This window comes from Pseudomonas sp. MYb541 (assembly GCF_037479595.1).
Taxonomy (GTDB): domain Bacteria; phylum Pseudomonadota; class Gammaproteobacteria; order Pseudomonadales; family Pseudomonadaceae; genus Aquipseudomonas; species Aquipseudomonas canadensis.
Map to the genome: position 1 here is coordinate 75,938 of NZ_JBBGYS010000020.1, position 18,008 is coordinate 93,945.

The window sequence follows — 18,008 nt, forward strand, 5'->3', positions numbered from 1 at the left end:
TGCCGGCTCCTACAGTTGGATCGCGTGTCACTTCAAGCGCTGTGGGCGACGGCAATCATATCGATCTCCACTGCCGCCGACTTCGGCAGTTGCATCACCCCCACCGACTTTGAATTCATCCAGCGGATAGCCGAGACGTTGCTGGGCGGCCTGGTATTTTTCGTCGGGTGTCATGGGCGTGAATCCTCGTTTCGGCGTTGCCACTCATCCACCACGTCGCCCAGGGTCTTGGGCACCTCGTTGCGGATCCAGGCCATGAACGGCCGGTCGAATTTAAACCCTGGGCCGCAGTGTTCACGCATGAAGCGGCGGACGTTTTGAGTGTTTTTGTAGTGTGGGGTTACCGGAGTGGCGCGGGTGAGTGTGTCGCTGTGCCAGTCAAAATCCATTTTGTCTCTCGGGCAGTGTCAGGTTTCGGCAGTAGCATAGCGATGTGCTACTTGCACAGGAAGCGAGGCATGATGAGATCAGCGTGTTGGGACATCGTATAAGTTTGCGTTTGTTTTATAACGCCTTAAAGCCTAATCTTTTCAAGATATTTCGAAATTTCACTTTCCTTCCCCACCCGAAATACTGCATGGTTGTACGACGACTTGAGCTGTCGTGCCAGCCCCCAACAACAATAAGGAAACACCCATGCAAAACGTCAAAGTGCTGATCGGATTTCTGTGCCTGTTCAGCGGTTATGTCGCAGCCGCGCCTGCCCCTGCCGAAAAGGATGTGGCACAAGCGGTCGACCAACTGACCCAAGCCATGCTGCACCTGGACCTCAAGCAACTTCACGCGTTGACGGCCGACAAACTCACCTACGGCCACTCTAGCGGCAAGGTGCAGAACAAAGACCAATTCATCGCTGACCTGGAAACCCATACCAGCGCCTTCAAGACCCTGGAAATGCAGAACCAGACCATCACCCTGCAAGGCGACACCGCGCTGGTACGCAACCACTTCCATGCCCTGGCCGTGAACAGCGGCGTTGAAGTGCCTACCGACATCGACAACTTCCAGGTCTGGCAGAAGCAGAAAGGCAAATGGCTGCTGATCGGGCGTCAGGCTTACAAGTACTGATGCCCAGCGGTGAGCCGCTGAAACCGGCTCACCACGCCACCACCTTGCGCACTTTGAGCAACGCTTCGCGCAGTGCCGACATTGGCACCGACCCCAAGGCCAACCGCAACGCATGCGGGACGTGTCCCGAGACGGCAAACGGCTCGGCGGTGGACACTGAAATATTGTCGCGCTGCAAGGTCATGGCGACCTGATCGGCCCGGGCGTCTTCCGCCAACGGCAGCCATAGAAAATACGACGAGGGATGGCTGATGGTGGTCAGCCCTTTGAACACCTGAGCGGCCAAAGCCTGGCGTGCCTGGGCGTCCTCGCGCTTTTGCGCCTCAAGCTGTGCCACGGTGCCATCCTCCAGCCATGCCACCGCCATGGCGCTCATCACGCCGGGTACATTCCAGGTGGTGGCCATGAGGGTGCGCTCCAGCGTCTTTACCCATTCCATCGGCGCCGCGACAAACCCCACGCGTAGGCCCGTCGCCACACTTTTTGACAGCCCACCCACATACACCGTGCGTTCCGGCGCCAGCGTCGCCACCGGGGGCGGTGGGTCTTCAGCGAGGAACGCGTAGGCCGCGTCTTCGATGATCATCAGATTGTGCTGACGGGCGATGGACACCAGCCGTTCGCGTTGGGCCAGATCCATCACCCAACCGAGGGGATTGTGCAGGGTCGGCATGCTGTATACGGCGCGCACCGGGCGCTTGCGACACAGGTTTTGCAAGGCTTCCAGGTCCGGGCCTGTCGGCATCACCGGGATCGCGAGAATTTCCAGGTGCAGGGTTTCGGCCAGTACCTTGAAGCCCGAGTAGGTCAACGCATCGACCGCAATCACGTCACCGGGTTTGAGCAACGCCATCATCGTTACCGCCAGGCCATGTTGGGCGCCACTGACCAGCAGCACTTGGTCGGGCTCCACGGTAAGCCCACGGTTCAATAAGTGCCGCGCAAAGGCCGCGCGCTCATGCAGACGGCCGGCATGGGGCTGGTAACGCAACAGCGCTTCAAGGTCGCCGGACAGCGCCAGTTGGCGCAATGCTGTGCGCAACAGGTCTGCCTGGCCCGGCAACGAGGGATAGTTGAAATTGAGGTCGAGCATGCCCGCCGTCACCGTCATCTGACCACTGCCCTGCCCTGGCGGCAACGAGATTTCGCGCACGAAGGTGCCACGCCCGGGTTCGCCGCTGACCAGGCCCATGGCCTCAAGCTCGGTGTACACGCGGCTGGCGGTGACCAGCGCCAGGCCATGCTCGGCGGCCAATTGACGATGGGTCGGCAGGCGCGTGCCAGGCGGCATTTGGCCGCTGCGGATGGCTCCAGCAAAGGTGTCGACCAAGGACTTGTAGCGGGCGCGCGGCATTGGGATGTATCCATGACAATTTTTTGATTGTCTTAATGCTCGCCCCTAGGATGGCCTGAACGCAACCCCTCCTGCTTCGGGCACTCCCTCATGGAACGTACATCCCCTCTCAACACCCTGGACACCAGTACCCAAGGCTGGATCAACGGTTTTATCGGCGTGGTGATTTTCAGCGGTTCATTGCCCGCCACACGATTGGCCGTGATGGAATTCGACCCAGTGTTTCTCACCATGGTCCGTGCCGCGATCGCCGCCGTCCTCGGCGTGTCTTTGCTGTGGCTATTCAAGGAAAAACGCCCCGCGCGCAATCAGTGGGTGTCGCTGGCGATTGTCGCCCTTGGCGTGGTGATTGGCTTCCCCTTGCTCACCGCCCTGGCGTTGCAATACGTGACCTCGGCCCACTCCATCGTATTCATCGGCCTGCTGCCCCTCGCCACCGCCGTGTTTGGCGTGTTGCGCGGTGGCGAGCGACCGCGGCCGGTGTTCTGGCTGTTCTCGGTGCTGGGCAGTGTGTTGGTGATGGGTTATGCCGTCGCCCAAGGCTTGAGCGCCGCACCGGCCGGCGATCTGCTGATGCTGCTGGCAGTGCTGGTGTGCGGCCTGGGTTACGCCGAAGGCGCCAAGCTGTCGCGCAGCCTGGGCGGTTGGCAGGTGATCTGCTGGGCGCTGGTGGTGTCGATGCCGGTGGTGGTGCCATTGAGCCTGATGCTTGCGCCGTCGAGTTTCAGCGGCATCAGCCCGCCCGCCTGGTTGAGCCTGGGTTATGTGTCACTGTTCAGCATGCTGATCGGCTTTGTGTTCTGGTATCGCGGCCTGGCCCAGGGTGGCATTGCCGCCGTCGGCCAGTTGCAATTGCTGCAACCGTTTTTCGGCCTGGCGCTGGCGGCAGGCCTGCTGCATGAGCAGGTCAGCCTGGGCATGGTGCTGGTGACGGTCGCGGTGATCGGCTGCGTGGCCGGCGCAAAGAAGTTCGCTCGTTAACGCTGCGGCGCGACCATCTTGAACTTGATGTTGATGTCGTTGGATACCACGCTGTTGCCGGCCCACTCACCCTCGCCGATCTTGAAGTCGCCACGTTTGAGGACGAACTCACCGTCGAACACGCCAATGCCGCTCTGTTCCTTGAGCACCACGTCCACGTCCACCGGACGCGTGGTGCCCTTGATGGTCAGGTTGCCGCTGATCGTGTAGCGGTTGTCGCCCAAGGCTTTGACGCCGGTGGATTCGTAGACGCCCACCGGAAACGCCGCGGTATCAAACCAGGACGCGCGTTGCAGCTCGCCGTTGGCGTCCGGGCTGCCCGCGTCGATACTGGCCAGCTGGATCTTGAGCAAGGCATGCCCGGCCTCCGGTTTTTGCGTGTCGAAGGTCAAGATGCCTTCAAACTCGCTGAACGTGCCGTACACCCGCTGCCCCAATTGCTTGTAGGTGAAGCTGATCTGGCTGGCGGTGCGGTTGACGTCCTTGTACTCCACCGCCTGGGCGCTGGCGCAATAGGAAAGGATCAAGGCCAGTACGGCGACCGGGGACATAAGACGTTTCATGCAACGCTCCGCAAAGGAAAGGACACAGGTACTGAACTAACACGCGATCCCAGGGATTTATTCCATTCCGGCGTTTGTCCTGCTAAACAGAGTAGTCGCCCCACACTCATAAGGACGCTGCATGCACGCCCCCTCACTCCAGGACATCACCGCGCCGGAAGGCATCTGCTACGGCTGCGGCGGCAGCAACCCCCATGGCCTCCATATCAAGAGCCGCTGGGACGCGGACGGCATCCACCTCGTCGCCGAGCACCTGCCCGAAGCCCACTACAGCGGCTGGCCCGACCTGGTCTACGGCGGCCTGATCGCCATGCTGGTGGACTGCCACTCCAACTGGACCGCCATGGCCTACCACTACCGCGCCGAAGGGCGCGAACCCGGCAGCCTGCCGCGCATCGACTGCGTCACCGGCAACCTGGGGATCAAATTCATCAAGCCGACGCCCATGGGCATCACCCTCACCCTGCGCGCACGGGTCGACGGTGACGTGGGACGCAAGACCCGCGTGATCTGTGAGGTGTACGCCGGTGACGTGCTGACCGCCATCGGCGATTCCATTTTCGTGCGCGTCGACACCGGTCAATTGGCCGCCGTCGCCCATGGTCGCGAGGGCTGATCCTGGGCTACATTGACCGCCACCGCTAATCGAGGATGCACCGATGACTCGTCTGACCGCGAAAGACTTTGCCCCCGAACTGCTGGAACTCTACGACGGCTATGCCCACGGCAAGATCAACCGCCGCGAATTTCTCGACCGTGCTGCGCTGTTCACCTTTGGCGGCCTCACCGCTTCGGCCCTGCTGGCTGCCCTGAGCCCCAACTACGCGCTGGCCGAACAAGTGAAATTCACCGACCCGGACATCGTCGCCGACTACATCACCTACCCCTCGCCCAAAGGCAACGGCACGGTGCGCGGCTATCTGGTGCGCCCAGCCAAAGCCACGGGCAAGCTGCCAGCGGTGGTGGTGGTCCACGAAAACCGCGGCCTCAACCCCTACATCGAAGACGTCGCCCGGCGCCTGGCCAAGGCCGGCTTCATCGCCCTGGCCCCGGATGGCCTGACCTCGGTGGGCGGTTACCCCGGCAACGATGAAAAAGGCGTGGCCCTGCAACAGACCGTCGACCCGACCAAGCTGATGAACGACTTCTTCGCCGCCATCGAATGGCTGATGCACCACGACAGCAGCACGGGCAAGGTCGGGATTACCGGCTTCTGTTATGGCGGCGGCGTGACCAACGCGGCAGCCGTGGCCTACCCGGAACTGGGCGCGGCCGTGTCGTTTTATGGGCGTCAGCCGGAAGCCAAGGACGTGCCCCGGATCAAGGCGCCGATCATGTTGCATTTCGGTGAGCTGGATACGCGGATCAACGAGGGTTGGCCTGCGTATGAACAGGCGCTCAAGGCCGCCGGCACCACGTATGAGGCGTATATCTACAAGGGCGCCAACCACGGCTTCCATAATGATTCGACGCCACGCTATGACGAGGCGGCGGCGAATCTAGCGTGGGAAAGAACGTTGGGTTGGTTCAACAAGTACCTGGTTTAAGCGTTTACGCTTTCACACATCCACCTTTTAAACGCCAGCATCGCTGGCGTTTCAGCGCGCGACTGCAAACGCGTCAGCCAATAGCTGCCCGTGCGGATGCCGACGTTGAAGGGCTGGCGGATCACGTCGCTCTCCAGTTGCCGCGAAAACATCATCGCCGGGGCCAGTGCCACTCCGATGCCTTGCAAGGCGGCTTCCATCATCGCCAACGAAGAATCGAACACGATGCTGCGCGGCACCAGGGTATCGGCGGGTAAACCGGCGGCCTGGAACCACAGGTTCCATTCATCGGTGCGGTAGGAGCGCAGCAAGGTGTGTTTGAGCAAGTCTTCCGGTGCGTGCAGTTGCTCGGCCAATAGCGGCACGCAGAGTACGGTGAGAGGCGCTGCCAGTAGCTCACAGGCGTCGGTGCCGTGCCAGGCACCCGCGCCGAAGCGGATCGCATAATCCAGGCCTTCGGCCGCCACATCGACGCGGTTGTTGTGGGTGGACAGGCGCAGGTCGATAAATGGGTAACGCGCCTGGAACTCGGGCAGCCGTGGCAGCAACCAGCCCACAGCAAAGGTGCCGACCGCGCCCACTGTCAGCACTTCGCGGTAATGCCCGCCTTCGAATTGGCTCAAGCTTTGGGCAATGCGGTCAAACGAATCTCGCACCACCGGCAACAGGGTTTCGCCTTCGCTGGTGAGCATCAGGCCACGGGGCAGGCGCTTGAACAAGGTCACGTTCAATTGCGTTTCCAGGCTTTTGACTTGATGGCTGACCGCCGCCTGGGTCACGCATAACTCAATGGCGGCGCGGGTAAAACTCAAATGCCGGGCCGAGGCTTCAAAGGCACGCAGGGCATTGAGGGGAAGATGGGAGCGCAGCATGCTTGACCCCAATTAATCTAATGGCAGGTGCGAGATATCATCGTTTGCCCAACGCCCGCGAACTGCCTACATTGGCCACGCCCGCGCAGGCTCTTCATTCAATCGATCACTCTCATGGAAGCGATATCATGCCTCAACTCTCCCTGTCCGGAGTGCGTAACTTGGGCACTCTGGCGTTATTTCTCGCCACCGGCCACTGCCTGGCCGCCGACGACCTGCGCGCCGTGGTGGACGCCAGCGTCAAGCCGCTGATGCAACAGCAGTCTATTCCGGGCCTGGTCGTCGGTGTCGTCAAGGACGGCAAGGCGCAATACTTTAACTACGGCGTTGCCAGTAAAGACGCCAAACAGCCCGTCAGTGAGAACACCCTGTTTGAAATCGGCTCGGTCAGCAAGACCTTCACCGCCACCCTCGCCGGCTATGCCGTGGCGAGCGGCAAACTGACCCTCACCGATCCGGCCAGCCAGTACCTGCCAGCGTTGCGCGGCGGCAAGTTCGACCACATCAGCCTACTCAACCTGGGCACCTACACCGCCGGTGGCCTGCCGCTGCAATTTCCCCGCGAGGCGGACAACACCCAGCACATGATCAGCTACTTCCAGCAGTGGAAACCCGACTTCGCCCCGGGTACCCAACGCCTGTATTCCAACCCGAGCCTGGGCCTGTTCGGCTACCTGGCGGCGCAGAGCCTGAAGCAGCCGTTTGATCAACTGATGGAGAAAACCCTGCTTGCGAAACTGGGGCTCAAGCACACCTTCGTCACTGTTCCCAAGAGCCAGATGAACCTGTACGCCCAGGGCTATGGCAAGGACGGACAACCCGTGCGAGTCGGTCCCGGCGCGATGGACAGCGAGGCCTATGGCATCAAGACCAGCGCTTCGGACTTGTTGCATTACGTAGAGGTCAATATGCGTCCGGCAACACTGGACCCAGTGCTGCAACAAGCCATCACCACCACACACACCGGCTACTACACTGTCGAGGGCATGACCCAAGGGCTGGGCTGGGAGATGTACCCTTACCCGATCAAGCTGGACGCCCTGGTGGAGGGCAACTCGACAAAAATGGCGGTGGAACCGCATCCGGTGAACTGGCTGACCCCGCCACAAGCGCCGCAGGCCGACACGCTGGTGAACAAAACCGGCTCGACCAATGGGTTCGGTGCGTATGTGGCGTATGTGCCGAGCAAGGGGATGGGGGTAGTGATCCTGGCCAACAAGAACTACCCGAACGGGGAGCGAGTGAAAGTGGCCCATGCGATCTTGAGTGCGCTGGACCATTAAAAGACCCAACACAAATCAATGTGGGAGCGGGCTTGCCCGCGATGAGGGAGTGTCAGCCGGTAAATTTGGCAACTGACACACCGCCATCGCGGGCAAGCCCGGCTCCCACAGGGTATTGCAGGGTTGTTGAGATCTACATCCCCAACCAGTGCGGCAACGCCAGCGAAATGAATGGCAAGTACGTGACCATGATCAGGAACACCAACAAGATCATCAGCCACGGCAACGCCGCCCGGATGGTCTGCCCCAGGGTCAGCCCGGTCACCGCCGAGGTCACAAACAGGTTCAACCCCACCGGCGGGTGAACCAGGCCAATCTCCATGTTCACCACCATCACGATGCCCAGGTGAATCGGGTCAATGCCCAGCTTCATGGCAATCGGGAAGAAGATTGGCGCCAGGATCAGCACGATGGCTGACGGCTCCATGAAACTGCCGGCAATCAGCAACACCACGTTGACCATGATCAAAAAGCCAATCGGCGTCAGACCTTCAGACAGCACCCACGCAGTGATTTCCTGGGGGATCTGTTCGGTGGTCAGCACATGGGCAAAGAGCATGGCATTAGCGATGATGAACATCAGCATGATCGCCAGTCGCCCGGACTCCAGCAGCACCTTGGGGCAATCGCGCAGCTTCATATCTTTGTAGACGAATAGCGCGACAAACGCCGAGTACACCGCCGCCACCGCCGCGGCTTCGGTCGGGGTGAACATGCCGCTGTAGATGCCGCCGAGGATGATCACCAGCAGCAACAGGCCCCAAAAGGCACGGCGCGCGCAGGTCAGCCACTCGCGCAAGGTCGCCCGTGGCTGGGCCGGCAGCTTCTTGATGCGCGCCACGATGTAGATCGCGATCATCAGCATCAGGCCCAGCAGCAACCCTGGAATCACGCCGGCCATGAACAGCTTGCCGACCGAGGTTTCGGTGGCCGCCGAATACACCACCATCACAATCGACGGCGGAATCAGAATGCCCAAGGTGCCGGCGTTACAGATAATCCCGGCACCAAACTCCTTCGGGTAACCGGAACGCACCATGCCCGCCACGGCAATCGAGCCCACCGCCGCCACCGTTGCCGGAGACGAACCGGACAGCGCGGCAAACAACATGCACGCCAGCACCGCCGCAATCGCCAGGCCACCACGGATGTGGCCGACACAAGCGTTGGCAAAGTCGATCAGGCGTTGCGCCACGCCGCCGGTGGTCATGAACGCACCGGAGAGCAGGAAGAACGGAATCGCCAGGAAGGTATAGGCGTCGGAGGTCTCGAACAGCTTGATCGCCAGGGAGCTCACCGAGTCCTGGCTGAACATCAGGATTGACACGGCGCCGGACAGGCCCAGGGAAATCGCGATGGGCACGCCGAGGAACATGAACACGAACAACAACAGGAATAGACAGAGCACGGCCATCAGTGACGCTCCTCATGGCTGCCGGCCAACTTGCTGGCCTCACCAGCCTCATCGGCCAGCCCCAACCCGACCTGACGGTGGGTAAAGATGCGGTAGATAATTTCCAGGTAGCGGATGAACACCATGGCAAAACCGATGGGCACGATGATCACGATATCGCCCACATCGATGCCGTACTGATCGAGGTCCTCGGCGCCGATATGCGCGCCCATCACGGCGCTCACCCACTTGTAGCTGGCGACCATGAACAGCCCGGCGTAGGCCAGGCAGCACAGGCAGGCGAGCATGCCGAGCACGCGTTGCACCGGGCGCCTGGTCAACTTCACCAGTGCGTCCACGCCAAGGTGGCCGGCAGTGCGCACGCCATAGGAAATACCGAAGAAGATCAGCCAGCCGAACATGGCCTTGGTCAGCGCCACGCTCCAGGTCATGTCCTGGGCCCAGGTCATGGTGTGGTCACCCAGGGCATTGAAGAAGTTGCTGCTGAAGGCCCACTTGTCGGCCAGGGCAAAAAACAGCGTGTAGATGTTGTTGAGCATGACGTAGACAAATGTCACCAGGGTCATGGCGGCCAGCAGGAAGGCGATAAAACCTTCCTCCAGGTGCTCCCAGACGCGCCTTAGCGTTTGCATGGCAAAACCTCGCGAAACTAGACGGGGGTATTCACAACAAGTCACTGACGAAACCGGATCAATGTGGGAGCTGGCTTGCCTGCGATGCGGGCGACTCGGTCTTTCAGGAACACCGAGGCGGTGCCATCGCGGGCAAGCCCGCTCCCACAGGAGTCGGGTTTGTTTCAGCAATCGATCACTGGTTGGACGCGTCGGCGGCCTTGATCAGGTCAGCCCCGATCTCACCCTCGAACTTCTGCCACACCGGGCGCATGGCTTCGCGCCACAACTGGCGTTGCTCTGGGGTCAGTTCGATGATTTCGCTGGTCTTGGAATCGACGATCTTCTGCTTGGCTGACTGGTTCAGCGCTTCGGCCTGCTTGTTCACCTCGACGGTAACCTCGACCATGATCTGCTCCAGCGTGCTGCGGATGTCCGGTGGCAGGCCGTTCCAGAACTTGGCGTTGGTGATCACCATGTAGTCGATCAGGCCATGGTTGGACTCGGTGAAGTATTTCTGCACCTCGTTGACCTTCTGGCTTTCATAGTTCGACCAAGTGTTCTCGGTGCCATTCACGGTGCCGGTCTGCAGGCCCTGATACACCTCGGCAAAACTCATCTTGCGCGGGTTGGCGCGGATCGCCTTGAACTGCTCTTCCAACACGCTTGAAGCCTGGACACGGAATTTCAGGCCACGGGCGTCCTTGGGCTCATGCAGCGCCTTGTTCGACGAGAGTTGCTTGAGACCGTTGTGCCAATAGGCCAGGCCGAGGATGTTCTTGTCCTGCATGGAGGTCAGCAGTTCCTTGCCCTGGGCGGCCTGGAAACGGTCGACGGCGGCCAGGTCGTTGAACAGGAACGGCAGGTCGTAGATCTGCACTTGCTTGGTGTACTGCTCGAACTTGGCCAGGGACGGCGCCAGCATCTGTACATCGCCCAGCAGCAGCGCTTCCATTTCCTTGCCGTCGCCGAACAGCGACGAGTTCGGATACACCTCGACCTTGACCTTACCGGGCAGGCGTTCTTCGGCGAGTTTCTTGAACAGCAGCGCGCCCTGGCCCTTGGGGGTGTTTTCGGCGACCACGTGGGCGAATTTGATGACAATCGGGTCTGCCGCCTGGGCCAGGCCCGCGGCAAACAAGGTGGCGGCGCACAGCAGCGCCCGGGAAAGCTTGAGCATGGGAAATCACCTTCTTATTGTTGTGTTGTAGGGCAAGGTGCCTGATGTCACGCGTGTAGTGAATTTCGATTTTTTGATACCTGCGTTCGGTCTGGACGAACGCTAGATCTGAGCCGCCAACAGTCGTTGCGCGCGCAGCAACACCGGCGCATCCACCATCTGCCCATCGATCTGATAGGCCCCTGCCCCATTGGCGCCGGCATCCACCACGCGCTGGGCCCAGGCCAGGTCTTCGGCGCTTGGCGCCAGCGCCTGGTGAATCACGGCCACCTGCTTGGGGTGGATACACAGCGCCCCGGCAAACCCCATCTCATAGGCATGCCGGATCGAGCGGCGCAGGCCTTCAGGGTCATCGATGGCCGGGTGCACGCCATCCAGCGGTGCGACCAGACCGGCGGCACGGGAATGCACGATCAGCGCCAGACGCGCCTGGTCCAGGGCGAACTGGGCGGCCGCAGAATTGCTGCTCAGGTTCAAGTCCAGCGCCAGGTCCAACCCGCCGAATGACAGGCGCTCCACCTGCGGTGCATGGGCGATTTCGGCCACCGCCAACAAACCCCGCGCACTCTCGATGATCGGCCAGATGAGTTTGCCGGTGGCCGCCACCACGGCGACCTGGGCTGCGCTTTCGACCTTCGGCAACAGGACGCCCGCCACATTCGGATGCGCCTTGCAGAACGCCACATCCTCAAAATGCTCGGCATGTTCCGGCGCGTTGATCCGCACCCACACCTGGGCGGCGGGGTTGGCCGCCAAAAACGCCCCAAGGTTATCCCGTGCCTGGCGCTTGAGCGGCTCTTCCACCGCATCCTCGAAATCCACGATCACCGCGTCGGCACCGCTGGCCAAGGCTTTGGAAAATCGCTCCGGTCGGCTACCGGGTACAAACAACGCCGAACGAACCAAGGGCTTAGGCATTTGTTGAATTCCTTATTGTTAGATAACACCGCGCGTGCGCAGGCCGTCGATGGCGTCTGCGGCGTAACCGAGCCTTTCAAGAATGCCTTGGCTGTGCTGCCCCAAACCTGGAACAGCGTCCATGCGCGGGGTGAACGCGCCATTGCGTGCCGGCGGCAGCAGCGACGGTAACGGACCGGCCGGGCTGTCGACTTCGCGCCAACTGTCCCGCGCCTTGAGCTGCGGATGGTCCCACACGCCTTGCATATCGTTGACCCGGGCGCTGGCGATCTGCGCGTCTTCCAGGCGCAGGATCACCGCCTCCGCATCCAACTGCGCGAAGCTGTCGATGATGATCTGGCGCAGCACGTCGCGATTGGCCGAGCGCTTGAAGTTGGCGGAGAAACGCTCGTCGGTCGCCAATGCCGGCGTGAGCAACACCTTGTCGCAGAACGCCGCCCATTCGCGCTCGTTTTGCAGGCCGAGCATCACGGTGCCGCCGTCGCCGGTGGGAAACGGTCCATAGGGATAGATCGTCGAATGCGCTGCCCCGGCACGCGGTGGCTGCGGTGCACCGTCGAACGCGTAGTACATCGGGTAGCCCATCCATTCCACCAGGCTTTCCAGCATGCTCACGTCGATGCGGCTGCCCTTTCCCGTCTTGCCGCGCAGCAGCAGCGCCGAGAGGATGCCGCTGTAGGCGTACATGCCCGCCGAGATATCGGCGATGGAGCAACCGGCCTTGGCCATCTGGTCTTCACCGGGGCCACCGGTCACCGACAGAAAGCCACCTTCGCTCTGGATCAACAGGTCGTAGGCCTTTTTCTTTTCATACGGTCCACCTTCGCCGTAGCCAGAAATATCGCAGACGATCAGGCGCGGGAAGCGCTCATGCAATGCCTCGAACGACAGGCCCATGCGCGCAGCGGCGCCGGGCGCCAGGTTCTGCACCAGTACATCGGCGTCAGCCAGCAGGGCGTCGAGAATATCGCCGGCCTCGTTCTGCTTGAGGTCCAGGGTCAGGCTTTCCTTGGAGCGGTTGGTCCACACGAAGTGTGAAGCCAGGCCGCGCACGCGCTCGTCGTAGCCACGGGCAAAATCGCCGGCACCGGGGCGCTCGACCTTGATCACGCGAGCGCCCAGGTCGGCCAGTTGACGGGTGCAGAACGGCGCGGCAATCGCGTGTTCCAGGCTGACAACGGTGATGCCGTCCAGCGGTCTTGGGTTAGTCATGACAGTTCCTCAAAGCCAGTCGGCCATGGATGCGGCGTTGCGCAGGTCCCAGACCTTGTCGATCAGGGCATTGGCCTGGGCCGGTGTGCGGGCGTTGCTGAATTGGCTGAGGCGCTGGAATTTATCGGCCAGCTCCGCACGGCTCAGGGTGTTACCCGGATCGCCCTTGGGCTCGTCGATGGCACCGTGCAGCGTGCGGCCATCCAGCGTGGTGACGGTAACGCGACCGAGCCAGCGCTGCGGGTAAGCGCGGTCGACTTCGGCGTCGAGGGTCATGCTGACCTTGTCGCGCAAAGCCGAGACGGCGGGATCAGTCAACGCCAGCTCATGGAACTCGGTGAGCCCGGCCTTGCCATGCACGGCGATCAGGCCCAACACGGTGCCCATGGAGAACTTGGCCTGGTGCACACTGGTCGGTACTTTCACGCGGCCCAGTACATCGATGGCGCCCTGGTGCACCCGGGTTTTCACGTGGGCGATCTGTTCGGCCTGCAGGCCTTCGCGCTGCATCAAATCCAACAGCGCATCGGCGGCCGGATGGGTATGGCGGCATGAGGCGTGGAACTTGAACGAGGTTTCCAGCAACGCCCAGCGACTGCCGAGATCGGCAGACAATCTGGCCGGCTCGGCATCACTGGACATACCGGCAGCCAAACCTTGATCGCCTTCAAGAATATTGCGCGCGCCGGTCAGCCCATCCGCCGTCAGGTAAGCGGCGAGCAAACCGTCCGCTGCGGCTTTCGCCGTGTGCAGTTGCTTGGAATCGGCGGCATCACGCAGGAACTCCCACAAGCCGGCCGCCTGGGTGCCCGCGCTGCCGAGCAGGTTGATGAATTGCTCTTCGTTGAAATCCAGCAACTTGCCTACGGCTACCGCCGCCGCCAACGTGCCGACGGTGGCCGTGGTGTGGAAGATGCGGTAGTGGGAACGGCCCATGAATTCGCCGATGCGGATACCCGCTTCATAACCGGCCACCGAGGCCAGCAGCAAATCGCGACCGGATTTGCCGAGGTCCTGGGCGGCCGCCAGCGCGGCCGGAAACACCACGGTCGCCGGGTGCAGGACGGAGCTGTTGTGCAGGTCGTCCTGCTCTACCAGATGGGATGAAGCCGCGTTGACCAGCGCGGCGAAATACGCGCTGGTGCTGCCGCCATTGACGATCACCTGCGCCGGGCCGCTGCTCGGGCCCATTTTCTGCGCGTAACGCTCGAACAACGGAATCGGGTGCGCGCCCTGGCTCGCCAGTGCCGAGGCCAACCAGTCCAGGTACAAATCTTCGGTGCGCGCCAGGACGTCTTCCGGCAGTTGCGCGTAATCCAGTTCGGCCAGGAACCGACACAACGCTTGGGTATGGCTCATGGTCAGGCCCTCAGAAGCTGCGTGGCAGTTCGAGCAAATGCTCGGCCACGTAGGACAGGATCAAGTTGGTGGAGATCGGCGCCACCTGGTACAGGCGCGTCTCGCGGAATTTGCGCTCCACGTCGTATTCGCAGGCAAACCCGAAACCGCCATGGGTTTGCAGGCAGGCGTTGGCCGCCTCCCAGGACGCCTTGGCCGCCAGGTACTTGGCCATGTTGGCACTGGCCCCGGCATTGGCGCCGCTGTCGTATTCCTCACAGGCGCGCCAACGCATCAAGTCGGCCGCCTCGATCTCGATATGCGCTTCGGCAATCGGGAACTGCACGCCCTGGTTCTGCCCGATGGGCCGGCCAAACACCACGCGATCACGGGCATAGGCGCTGGCCTTTTCGATAAACCAGCGGCCATCACCGATGCATTCGGCGGCGATCAGCGTGCGCTCGGCGTTGAGGCCGTCGAGGATGTACTTAAAGCCCTTGCCCTCTTCACCAATGAGGCTGTCCAGCGGCAACTCCAGGTTGTCGAAGAACAGCTCGTTGGTTTCGTGGTTGACCATATTGGCGATGGGCTGCACGGTCAGACCGTTGCCGATGGCTTCGCGCAGATCCACCAGAAAAATCGACATGCCCTCGGACTTTTTCTTCACCTCGGCCAATGGCGTGGTGCGCGCCAGCAGGATCATCAGGTCGGAATGCTGGACCCGCGAGATCCACACCTTCTGGCCGTTGATCACATACTTGTCGCCACGCTTGATCGCCGTGGTCTTGATCTTGGTGGTGTCGGTTCCGGTGGTGGGCTCGGTCACGCCCATGGATTGCAGGCGCAATTCGCCGCTGGCGAGCTTGGGCAGGTAGAAGCGTTTCTGTGCGTCGCTGCCGTGCCGCAGCAAGGTGAACATGTTGTACATCTGGCCGTGCACGGTGCCGGAGTTGCCGCCGCAGCGGTTCACTTCTTCAAGGATCACTGAGGCTTCAGCCAGGCCTAGTCCGGAGCCGCCGTATTCTTCGGGGATCATCGCCGACAGCCAGCCAGCGTCGGTCAGCGCCTTGACGAAGGCTTCGGGGAAACCCTTTTCCTCGTCAATCCTGCGCCAGTAAGGGGCATCGAATTCAGCGCACAAGGCGCGCACGCCTTCGCGGATGGCATTGAGTTCTTCATTGTCATTCGGGTTCATTAACGGCTCTCCGCCTGTTGTTCTTGGATTATTCGAAATGCACGCTGGCTTGCTGCGCCAGGCCATCGACGTTGCCGGCCCATAGCTGGGCCACGCCGGTTTCGGTCACGCGGCCACCCACTTCAAACGGCTGCGGCGCAATCAACGGGCGCACGCCGCGATAGGCAAAACGGCGCAAGGTTGCGCCAGGATTGGCGCGACAGAACGCGCGCAGGCTCAGGGTGGCGATGAGCGGCCCATGCACCACCAGGCCTGAGTAACCTTCGGTGCCGGTGACATAGGGGTAGTCGTAGTGAATGCGGTGACCGTTAAAGGTCACTGCGCTGTAGCGAAACAACAGGGTGGGCGTGGGATCGACGGTTTCAGACCATTCGCCCTGCTCCAGCACGTCACCGCTGCCGGATTTGGGCGGCGTGGGTTCGCGGTAGACGATGTCCTGTTCCTCGCGGATCGCCAGGCGGCCGTCCTGGGAATAGTCGTGGCGCACGGTGACAAACAGCAGCGAACCGGTGCGACCGGTTTTTTCTTCGACCTGGGTGATGGTCGACACGCGCGTCGCCGCCTCACCGGCCCGCAGTGCCTGCAGGAACTCGATGCGCCCACCGGCCCACATGCGATTACGGTTGTCGGCCGGCGGCAGGAACCCGCCACGGGCCGGGTGGCCGTCGCTGCCCAACGCAGTTTCCGGCAACGGGTCCTGGAAGAAACACCACTGCCACAACGGCGGGATGTCCGCGCCGTCCTCAGGCGCTTCTTCACCGAACGTAGCGGCAATACGCTTGAGCAGGTTATGGCTGAGGTGGTCGTGGGCGGTTTCGCTTCGGCCGATCCAATCGGTGGCGCTCATCGGGTGCAGGTCCTCGGGCAGTGAGTGTCTGCCCCGGATCATGCAAGCCTGCAGCCGTTCTGAGAATTTGCATTTCAATAAACCGGCGTTCGGTTATGCTGAACGCCGCCATCCTGTACCGGGAGCCTTGCATGCACTTCGATCTGGCCGACCTGCGCCTGTTTATCCATATCGCCGAATCCCCCAGCCTGACCCAGGGCGCCAAGCGTGCGTTCCTCTCGCCGGCTGCCGCCAGCGCAAGGATCAAAGCCCTGGAAGGCCAGCTCGACACCCGCCTGCTCTACCGCGACAGCCGTGGCGTCGAAATCACCCCGGCGGGCGAACGCTTGCTGCACCATGCGCGGCTGATCATGCGCCAGGTGGACTACCTCAAGAGCGAATTCACCCAATACGGCGTGGATTCCGCCGGGCATATCCGCATCTTTGCCAACACCACGGCCGTCACCGAATTTTTACCCGAAGTGCTGGCAGGTTTTCTGTCACAACGCCCCGGCGTGACCGTCGACCTGCAGGAACGCCTGTCCCGCGACATCGTGCGCGGCGTGCTGGACGGCACCAGCGACATGGGTATCATCGCCGGCCCCGTGGAAGCGGCAGGCTTGCAGGTGCTGCATTTCAGCACCGATGAGCTGGTGTTGATGGTGCCGGTCGGCCATCCACTGGCGGACCAACCCTCAGTCACGCTGGAACAGACCCTCGCCTACCAGCATATCGGCCTGCATGAAGGCAGTACTTTGTTGAGCTTCCTGCGCGAACACGTCGAGCGGCTGGGCAAACATTTGTCGCTGCGTATCCAGGTGTCGAGTTTCGAGGCGATCTGCCGGATGGTCGAGGCCGGTGTGGGGATCGGCATCATTCCGGAGTCGGCCGCCGTGCGACACAGCCGCACCATGCAATTGGTCGCCGTAAAACTGGATGAGCCCTGGGCGATCCGCGAGCGCAGCATCCTGGTGCGTGAGCTGGAGGCGTTGCCCGGCACCATTCGAGCGCTGATTGCCACGTTGATGCCGCAAAGCGCCTAAGCTGAACAGTCACCTTGCCAAAGGAGTCAGCCCATGCAGCTTGAAGGATCCTGCCATTGCGGCGCCGTCACGTTCAGCCTTGCCAGTGCCCATCCCTACCCTTATCAGCGTTGCTATTGCTCGATCTGCCGCAAGACCCAGGGCGGTGGCGGCTATGCGATCAACCTGGCCGGCGACACCCAGAGCCTGAAGGTGCGCGGGCGCAAATTCATTTCGGTCTACCACGCCAAGCTCAAGCCCGAAGGCGCCAGCCGCGCCCATGCGAGTACGGCCGAGCGGCATTTCTGCTCGCAATGCGGCAGCGCGTTGTGGTTGTTCAGCCCGGAATGGCCGGAGCTGATCCATCCGTTTGCCTCGGCCGTCGATACGCCATTGCCGGTGCCACCGGAGCATACGCACTTGATGCTGGGGTCCAAGGCGCCCTGGGTAGAGGTCACGCTACGCAAGGGCGACCTGCAGTTCGATGAGTACCCCGAAGAGTCGATCGCTCAATGGCATGAGCGTCACGGCGTGGCCCGTTAACAGTCTTTGACAGTTTCTCGACAAAGCTGTCAAAGACCCTCGGGCGCCGCAGCCCTAGCATTCGAGTATCCAAACCACCTG

General features: G+C 61.8%; 20 protein-coding genes. 7 read left to right on the forward strand and 13 right to left on the reverse strand.

From position 1 onward, the window contains the following. Positions 1-27: 27 nt before the first annotated feature. The gene (locus WH299_RS14410) at positions 28-174 is read right to left on the reverse strand and encodes a hypothetical protein (RefSeq protein ID WP_158628962.1); all 147 of its coding nucleotides are present in this window, start codon (positions 172-174) and stop codon (positions 28-30) included. Further along, a complete protein-coding gene (locus WH299_RS14415) occupies positions 171-389 on the reverse strand; it encodes a DUF6434 domain-containing protein (RefSeq protein WP_078048701.1) in 219 nt (72 codons plus the stop codon). The genes WH299_RS14410 and WH299_RS14415 overlap by 4 nt, the downstream gene beginning before the upstream one ends. A 247-nt stretch (positions 390-636) precedes the next feature. On the opposite strand from WH299_RS14415, the gene WH299_RS14420 reads away from it, so the two are divergent. Next, positions 637-1,068, forward strand: a complete 432-nt coding sequence (locus WH299_RS14420) for a nuclear transport factor 2 family protein (RefSeq protein WP_034104888.1) — start codon at positions 637-639, stop codon at positions 1,066-1,068. Positions 1,069-1,096: 28 nt separating this feature from the next. On the opposite strand, the gene WH299_RS14425 is transcribed toward WH299_RS14420, so the two are convergent. Further along, positions 1,097-2,422, reverse strand: coding sequence for an aminotransferase-like domain-containing protein (locus WH299_RS14425; RefSeq protein ID WP_126571513.1), 1,326 nt, complete (start codon positions 2,420-2,422; stop codon positions 1,097-1,099). Positions 2,423-2,512: 90 nt separating this feature from the next. On the opposite strand from WH299_RS14425, the gene WH299_RS14430 reads away from it, so the two are divergent. Next, a complete protein-coding gene (locus WH299_RS14430; RefSeq protein ID WP_339550601.1) occupies positions 2,513-3,403 on the forward strand; it encodes a DMT family transporter in 891 nt (296 codons plus the stop codon). Here WH299_RS14430 and WH299_RS14435 read toward each other — a convergent pair. After that, positions 3,400-3,954 (reverse strand): YceI family protein, encoded by a 555-nt coding sequence (locus WH299_RS14435; RefSeq protein WP_122727386.1) that lies wholly within the window; start codon positions 3,952-3,954, stop codon positions 3,400-3,402. The two genes, WH299_RS14430 and WH299_RS14435, sit on opposite strands and share 4 nt — an antisense overlap. 133 nt (positions 3,955-4,087) lie before the next feature. Between WH299_RS14435 and WH299_RS14440 the strand changes: the two genes are divergently transcribed. Together WH299_RS14440 and yghX are read left to right on the forward strand one after the other, a co-directional pair. After that, on the forward strand, positions 4,088-4,582 hold the full coding sequence (locus WH299_RS14440) for a PaaI family thioesterase (RefSeq protein WP_122814581.1): 495 nt from the start codon (positions 4,088-4,090) through the stop codon (positions 4,580-4,582). 43 nt (positions 4,583-4,625) lie between these two features. Continuing rightward, positions 4,626-5,513, forward strand: coding sequence for a YghX family hydrolase (gene yghX / locus WH299_RS14445; protein WP_178952293.1), 888 nt, complete (start codon positions 4,626-4,628; stop codon positions 5,511-5,513). Here yghX and WH299_RS14450 read toward each other — a convergent pair. Next, the gene (locus WH299_RS14450; RefSeq protein ID WP_339550603.1) at positions 5,510-6,385 is read right to left on the reverse strand and encodes a LysR family transcriptional regulator; all 876 of its coding nucleotides are present in this window, start codon (positions 6,383-6,385) and stop codon (positions 5,510-5,512) included. The genes yghX and WH299_RS14450 overlap by 4 nt on opposite strands. 128 nt (positions 6,386-6,513) lie before the next feature. Between WH299_RS14450 and ampC the strand changes: the two genes are divergently transcribed. Next, positions 6,514-7,668, forward strand: a complete 1,155-nt coding sequence (ampC, locus tag WH299_RS14455; protein ID WP_339550604.1) for a class C beta-lactamase — start codon at positions 6,514-6,516, stop codon at positions 7,666-7,668. A gap of 133 nt (positions 7,669-7,801) precedes the next feature. On the opposite strand, the gene dctM is transcribed toward ampC, so the two are convergent. The 8 genes from dctM to WH299_RS14495 form a co-directional block, all read right to left on the reverse strand. Next, positions 7,802-9,082, reverse strand: a complete 1,281-nt coding sequence (gene dctM, locus WH299_RS14460; protein ID WP_068932811.1) for a C4-dicarboxylate TRAP transporter large permease protein DctM — start codon at positions 9,080-9,082, stop codon at positions 7,802-7,804. Next, positions 9,082-9,714 (reverse strand): TRAP transporter small permease, encoded by a 633-nt coding sequence (locus WH299_RS14465; protein WP_028616371.1) that lies wholly within the window; start codon positions 9,712-9,714, stop codon positions 9,082-9,084. Before WH299_RS14465 ends, dctM begins: the two co-directional genes overlap by 1 nt. Before the next feature lie 175 nt (positions 9,715-9,889). Next, positions 9,890-10,873, reverse strand: coding sequence for a TRAP transporter substrate-binding protein (locus WH299_RS14470; RefSeq protein ID WP_028616372.1), 984 nt, complete (start codon positions 10,871-10,873; stop codon positions 9,890-9,892). Between the two features lie 102 nt (positions 10,874-10,975). Then, positions 10,976-11,791 (reverse strand): HpcH/HpaI aldolase/citrate lyase family protein, encoded by an 816-nt coding sequence (locus WH299_RS14475; RefSeq protein WP_339550605.1) that lies wholly within the window; start codon positions 11,789-11,791, stop codon positions 10,976-10,978. An 18-nt stretch (positions 11,792-11,809) separates the two neighbouring features. Next, entirely contained in the window at positions 11,810-13,003 is a 1,194-nt protein-coding gene (locus tag WH299_RS14480) for a CaiB/BaiF CoA transferase family protein (protein ID WP_339550606.1), read from the reverse strand. A gap of 9 nt (positions 13,004-13,012) precedes the next feature. Continuing rightward, entirely contained in the window at positions 13,013-14,362 is a 1,350-nt protein-coding gene (locus tag WH299_RS14485) for an MmgE/PrpD family protein (protein ID WP_339550607.1), read from the reverse strand. A 10-nt stretch (positions 14,363-14,372) separates the two neighbouring features. Further along, positions 14,373-15,536 carry an acyl-CoA dehydrogenase family protein gene (locus tag WH299_RS14490; RefSeq protein ID WP_126571521.1) on the reverse strand — a complete coding sequence of 388 codons (1,164 nt, stop codon included), beginning with the start codon at positions 15,534-15,536 and terminating at the stop codon, positions 14,373-14,375. A gap of 28 nt (positions 15,537-15,564) precedes the next feature. Continuing rightward, positions 15,565-16,383, reverse strand: a complete 819-nt coding sequence (locus WH299_RS14495) for an FAS1-like dehydratase domain-containing protein (protein WP_339550608.1) — start codon at positions 16,381-16,383, stop codon at positions 15,565-15,567. A 131-nt stretch (positions 16,384-16,514) separates the two neighbouring features. Between WH299_RS14495 and WH299_RS14500 the strand changes: the two genes are divergently transcribed. Both WH299_RS14500 and WH299_RS14505 read left to right on the forward strand, forming a co-directional pair. Continuing rightward, entirely contained in the window at positions 16,515-17,405 is an 891-nt protein-coding gene (locus WH299_RS14500; RefSeq protein ID WP_028616378.1) for a LysR family transcriptional regulator, read from the forward strand. Positions 17,406-17,438: 33 nt separating this feature from the next. Continuing rightward, the gene (locus WH299_RS14505; RefSeq protein WP_028616379.1) at positions 17,439-17,927 is read left to right on the forward strand and encodes a GFA family protein; all 489 of its coding nucleotides are present in this window, start codon (positions 17,439-17,441) and stop codon (positions 17,925-17,927) included. Positions 17,928-18,008 lie beyond the last annotated feature (81 nt).

What these genes read in the sequence shown, in the direction of transcription:
- WH299_RS14410 (WP_158628962.1), bottom strand. Translation starts at nt 174, where the DNA reads ATGACACCCGACGAAAAATACCAGGCCGCCCAGCAACGTCTCGGCTAT.
- WH299_RS14415 (WP_078048701.1), bottom strand. Translation starts at nt 389, where the DNA reads ATGGATTTTGACTGGCACAGCGACACACTCACCCGCGCCACTCCGGTA.
- WH299_RS14420 (WP_034104888.1), top strand. Translation starts at nt 637, where the DNA reads ATGCAAAACGTCAAAGTGCTGATCGGATTTCTGTGCCTGTTCAGCGGT.
- WH299_RS14425 (WP_126571513.1), bottom strand. Translation starts at nt 2,422, where the DNA reads ATGCCGCGCGCCCGCTACAAGTCCTTGGTCGACACCTTTGCTGGAGCC.
- WH299_RS14430 (WP_339550601.1), top strand. Translation starts at nt 2,513, where the DNA reads ATGGAACGTACATCCCCTCTCAACACCCTGGACACCAGTACCCAAGGC.
- WH299_RS14435 (WP_122727386.1), bottom strand. Translation starts at nt 3,954, where the DNA reads ATGTCCCCGGTCGCCGTACTGGCCTTGATCCTTTCCTATTGCGCCAGC.
- WH299_RS14440 (WP_122814581.1), top strand. Translation starts at nt 4,088, where the DNA reads ATGCACGCCCCCTCACTCCAGGACATCACCGCGCCGGAAGGCATCTGC.
- yghX (WP_178952293.1), top strand. Translation starts at nt 4,626, where the DNA reads ATGACTCGTCTGACCGCGAAAGACTTTGCCCCCGAACTGCTGGAACTC.
- WH299_RS14450 (WP_339550603.1), bottom strand. Translation starts at nt 6,385, where the DNA reads ATGCTGCGCTCCCATCTTCCCCTCAATGCCCTGCGTGCCTTTGAAGCC.
- ampC (WP_339550604.1), top strand. Translation starts at nt 6,514, where the DNA reads ATGCCTCAACTCTCCCTGTCCGGAGTGCGTAACTTGGGCACTCTGGCG.
- dctM (WP_068932811.1), bottom strand. Translation starts at nt 9,082, where the DNA reads ATGGCCGTGCTCTGTCTATTCCTGTTGTTGTTCGTGTTCATGTTCCTC.
- WH299_RS14465 (WP_028616371.1), bottom strand. Translation starts at nt 9,714, where the DNA reads ATGCAAACGCTAAGGCGCGTCTGGGAGCACCTGGAGGAAGGTTTTATC.
- WH299_RS14470 (WP_028616372.1), bottom strand. Translation starts at nt 10,873, where the DNA reads ATGCTCAAGCTTTCCCGGGCGCTGCTGTGCGCCGCCACCTTGTTTGCC.
- WH299_RS14475 (WP_339550605.1), bottom strand. Translation starts at nt 11,791, where the DNA reads ATGCCTAAGCCCTTGGTTCGTTCGGCGTTGTTTGTACCCGGTAGCCGA.
- WH299_RS14480 (WP_339550606.1), bottom strand. Translation starts at nt 13,003, where the DNA reads ATGACTAACCCAAGACCGCTGGACGGCATCACCGTTGTCAGCCTGGAA.
- WH299_RS14485 (WP_339550607.1), bottom strand. Translation starts at nt 14,362, where the DNA reads ATGAGCCATACCCAAGCGTTGTGTCGGTTCCTGGCCGAACTGGATTAC.
- WH299_RS14490 (WP_126571521.1), bottom strand. Translation starts at nt 15,536, where the DNA reads ATGAACCCGAATGACAATGAAGAACTCAATGCCATCCGCGAAGGCGTG.
- WH299_RS14495 (WP_339550608.1), bottom strand. Translation starts at nt 16,383, where the DNA reads ATGAGCGCCACCGATTGGATCGGCCGAAGCGAAACCGCCCACGACCAC.
- WH299_RS14500 (WP_028616378.1), top strand. Translation starts at nt 16,515, where the DNA reads ATGCACTTCGATCTGGCCGACCTGCGCCTGTTTATCCATATCGCCGAA.
- WH299_RS14505 (WP_028616379.1), top strand. Translation starts at nt 17,439, where the DNA reads ATGCAGCTTGAAGGATCCTGCCATTGCGGCGCCGTCACGTTCAGCCTT.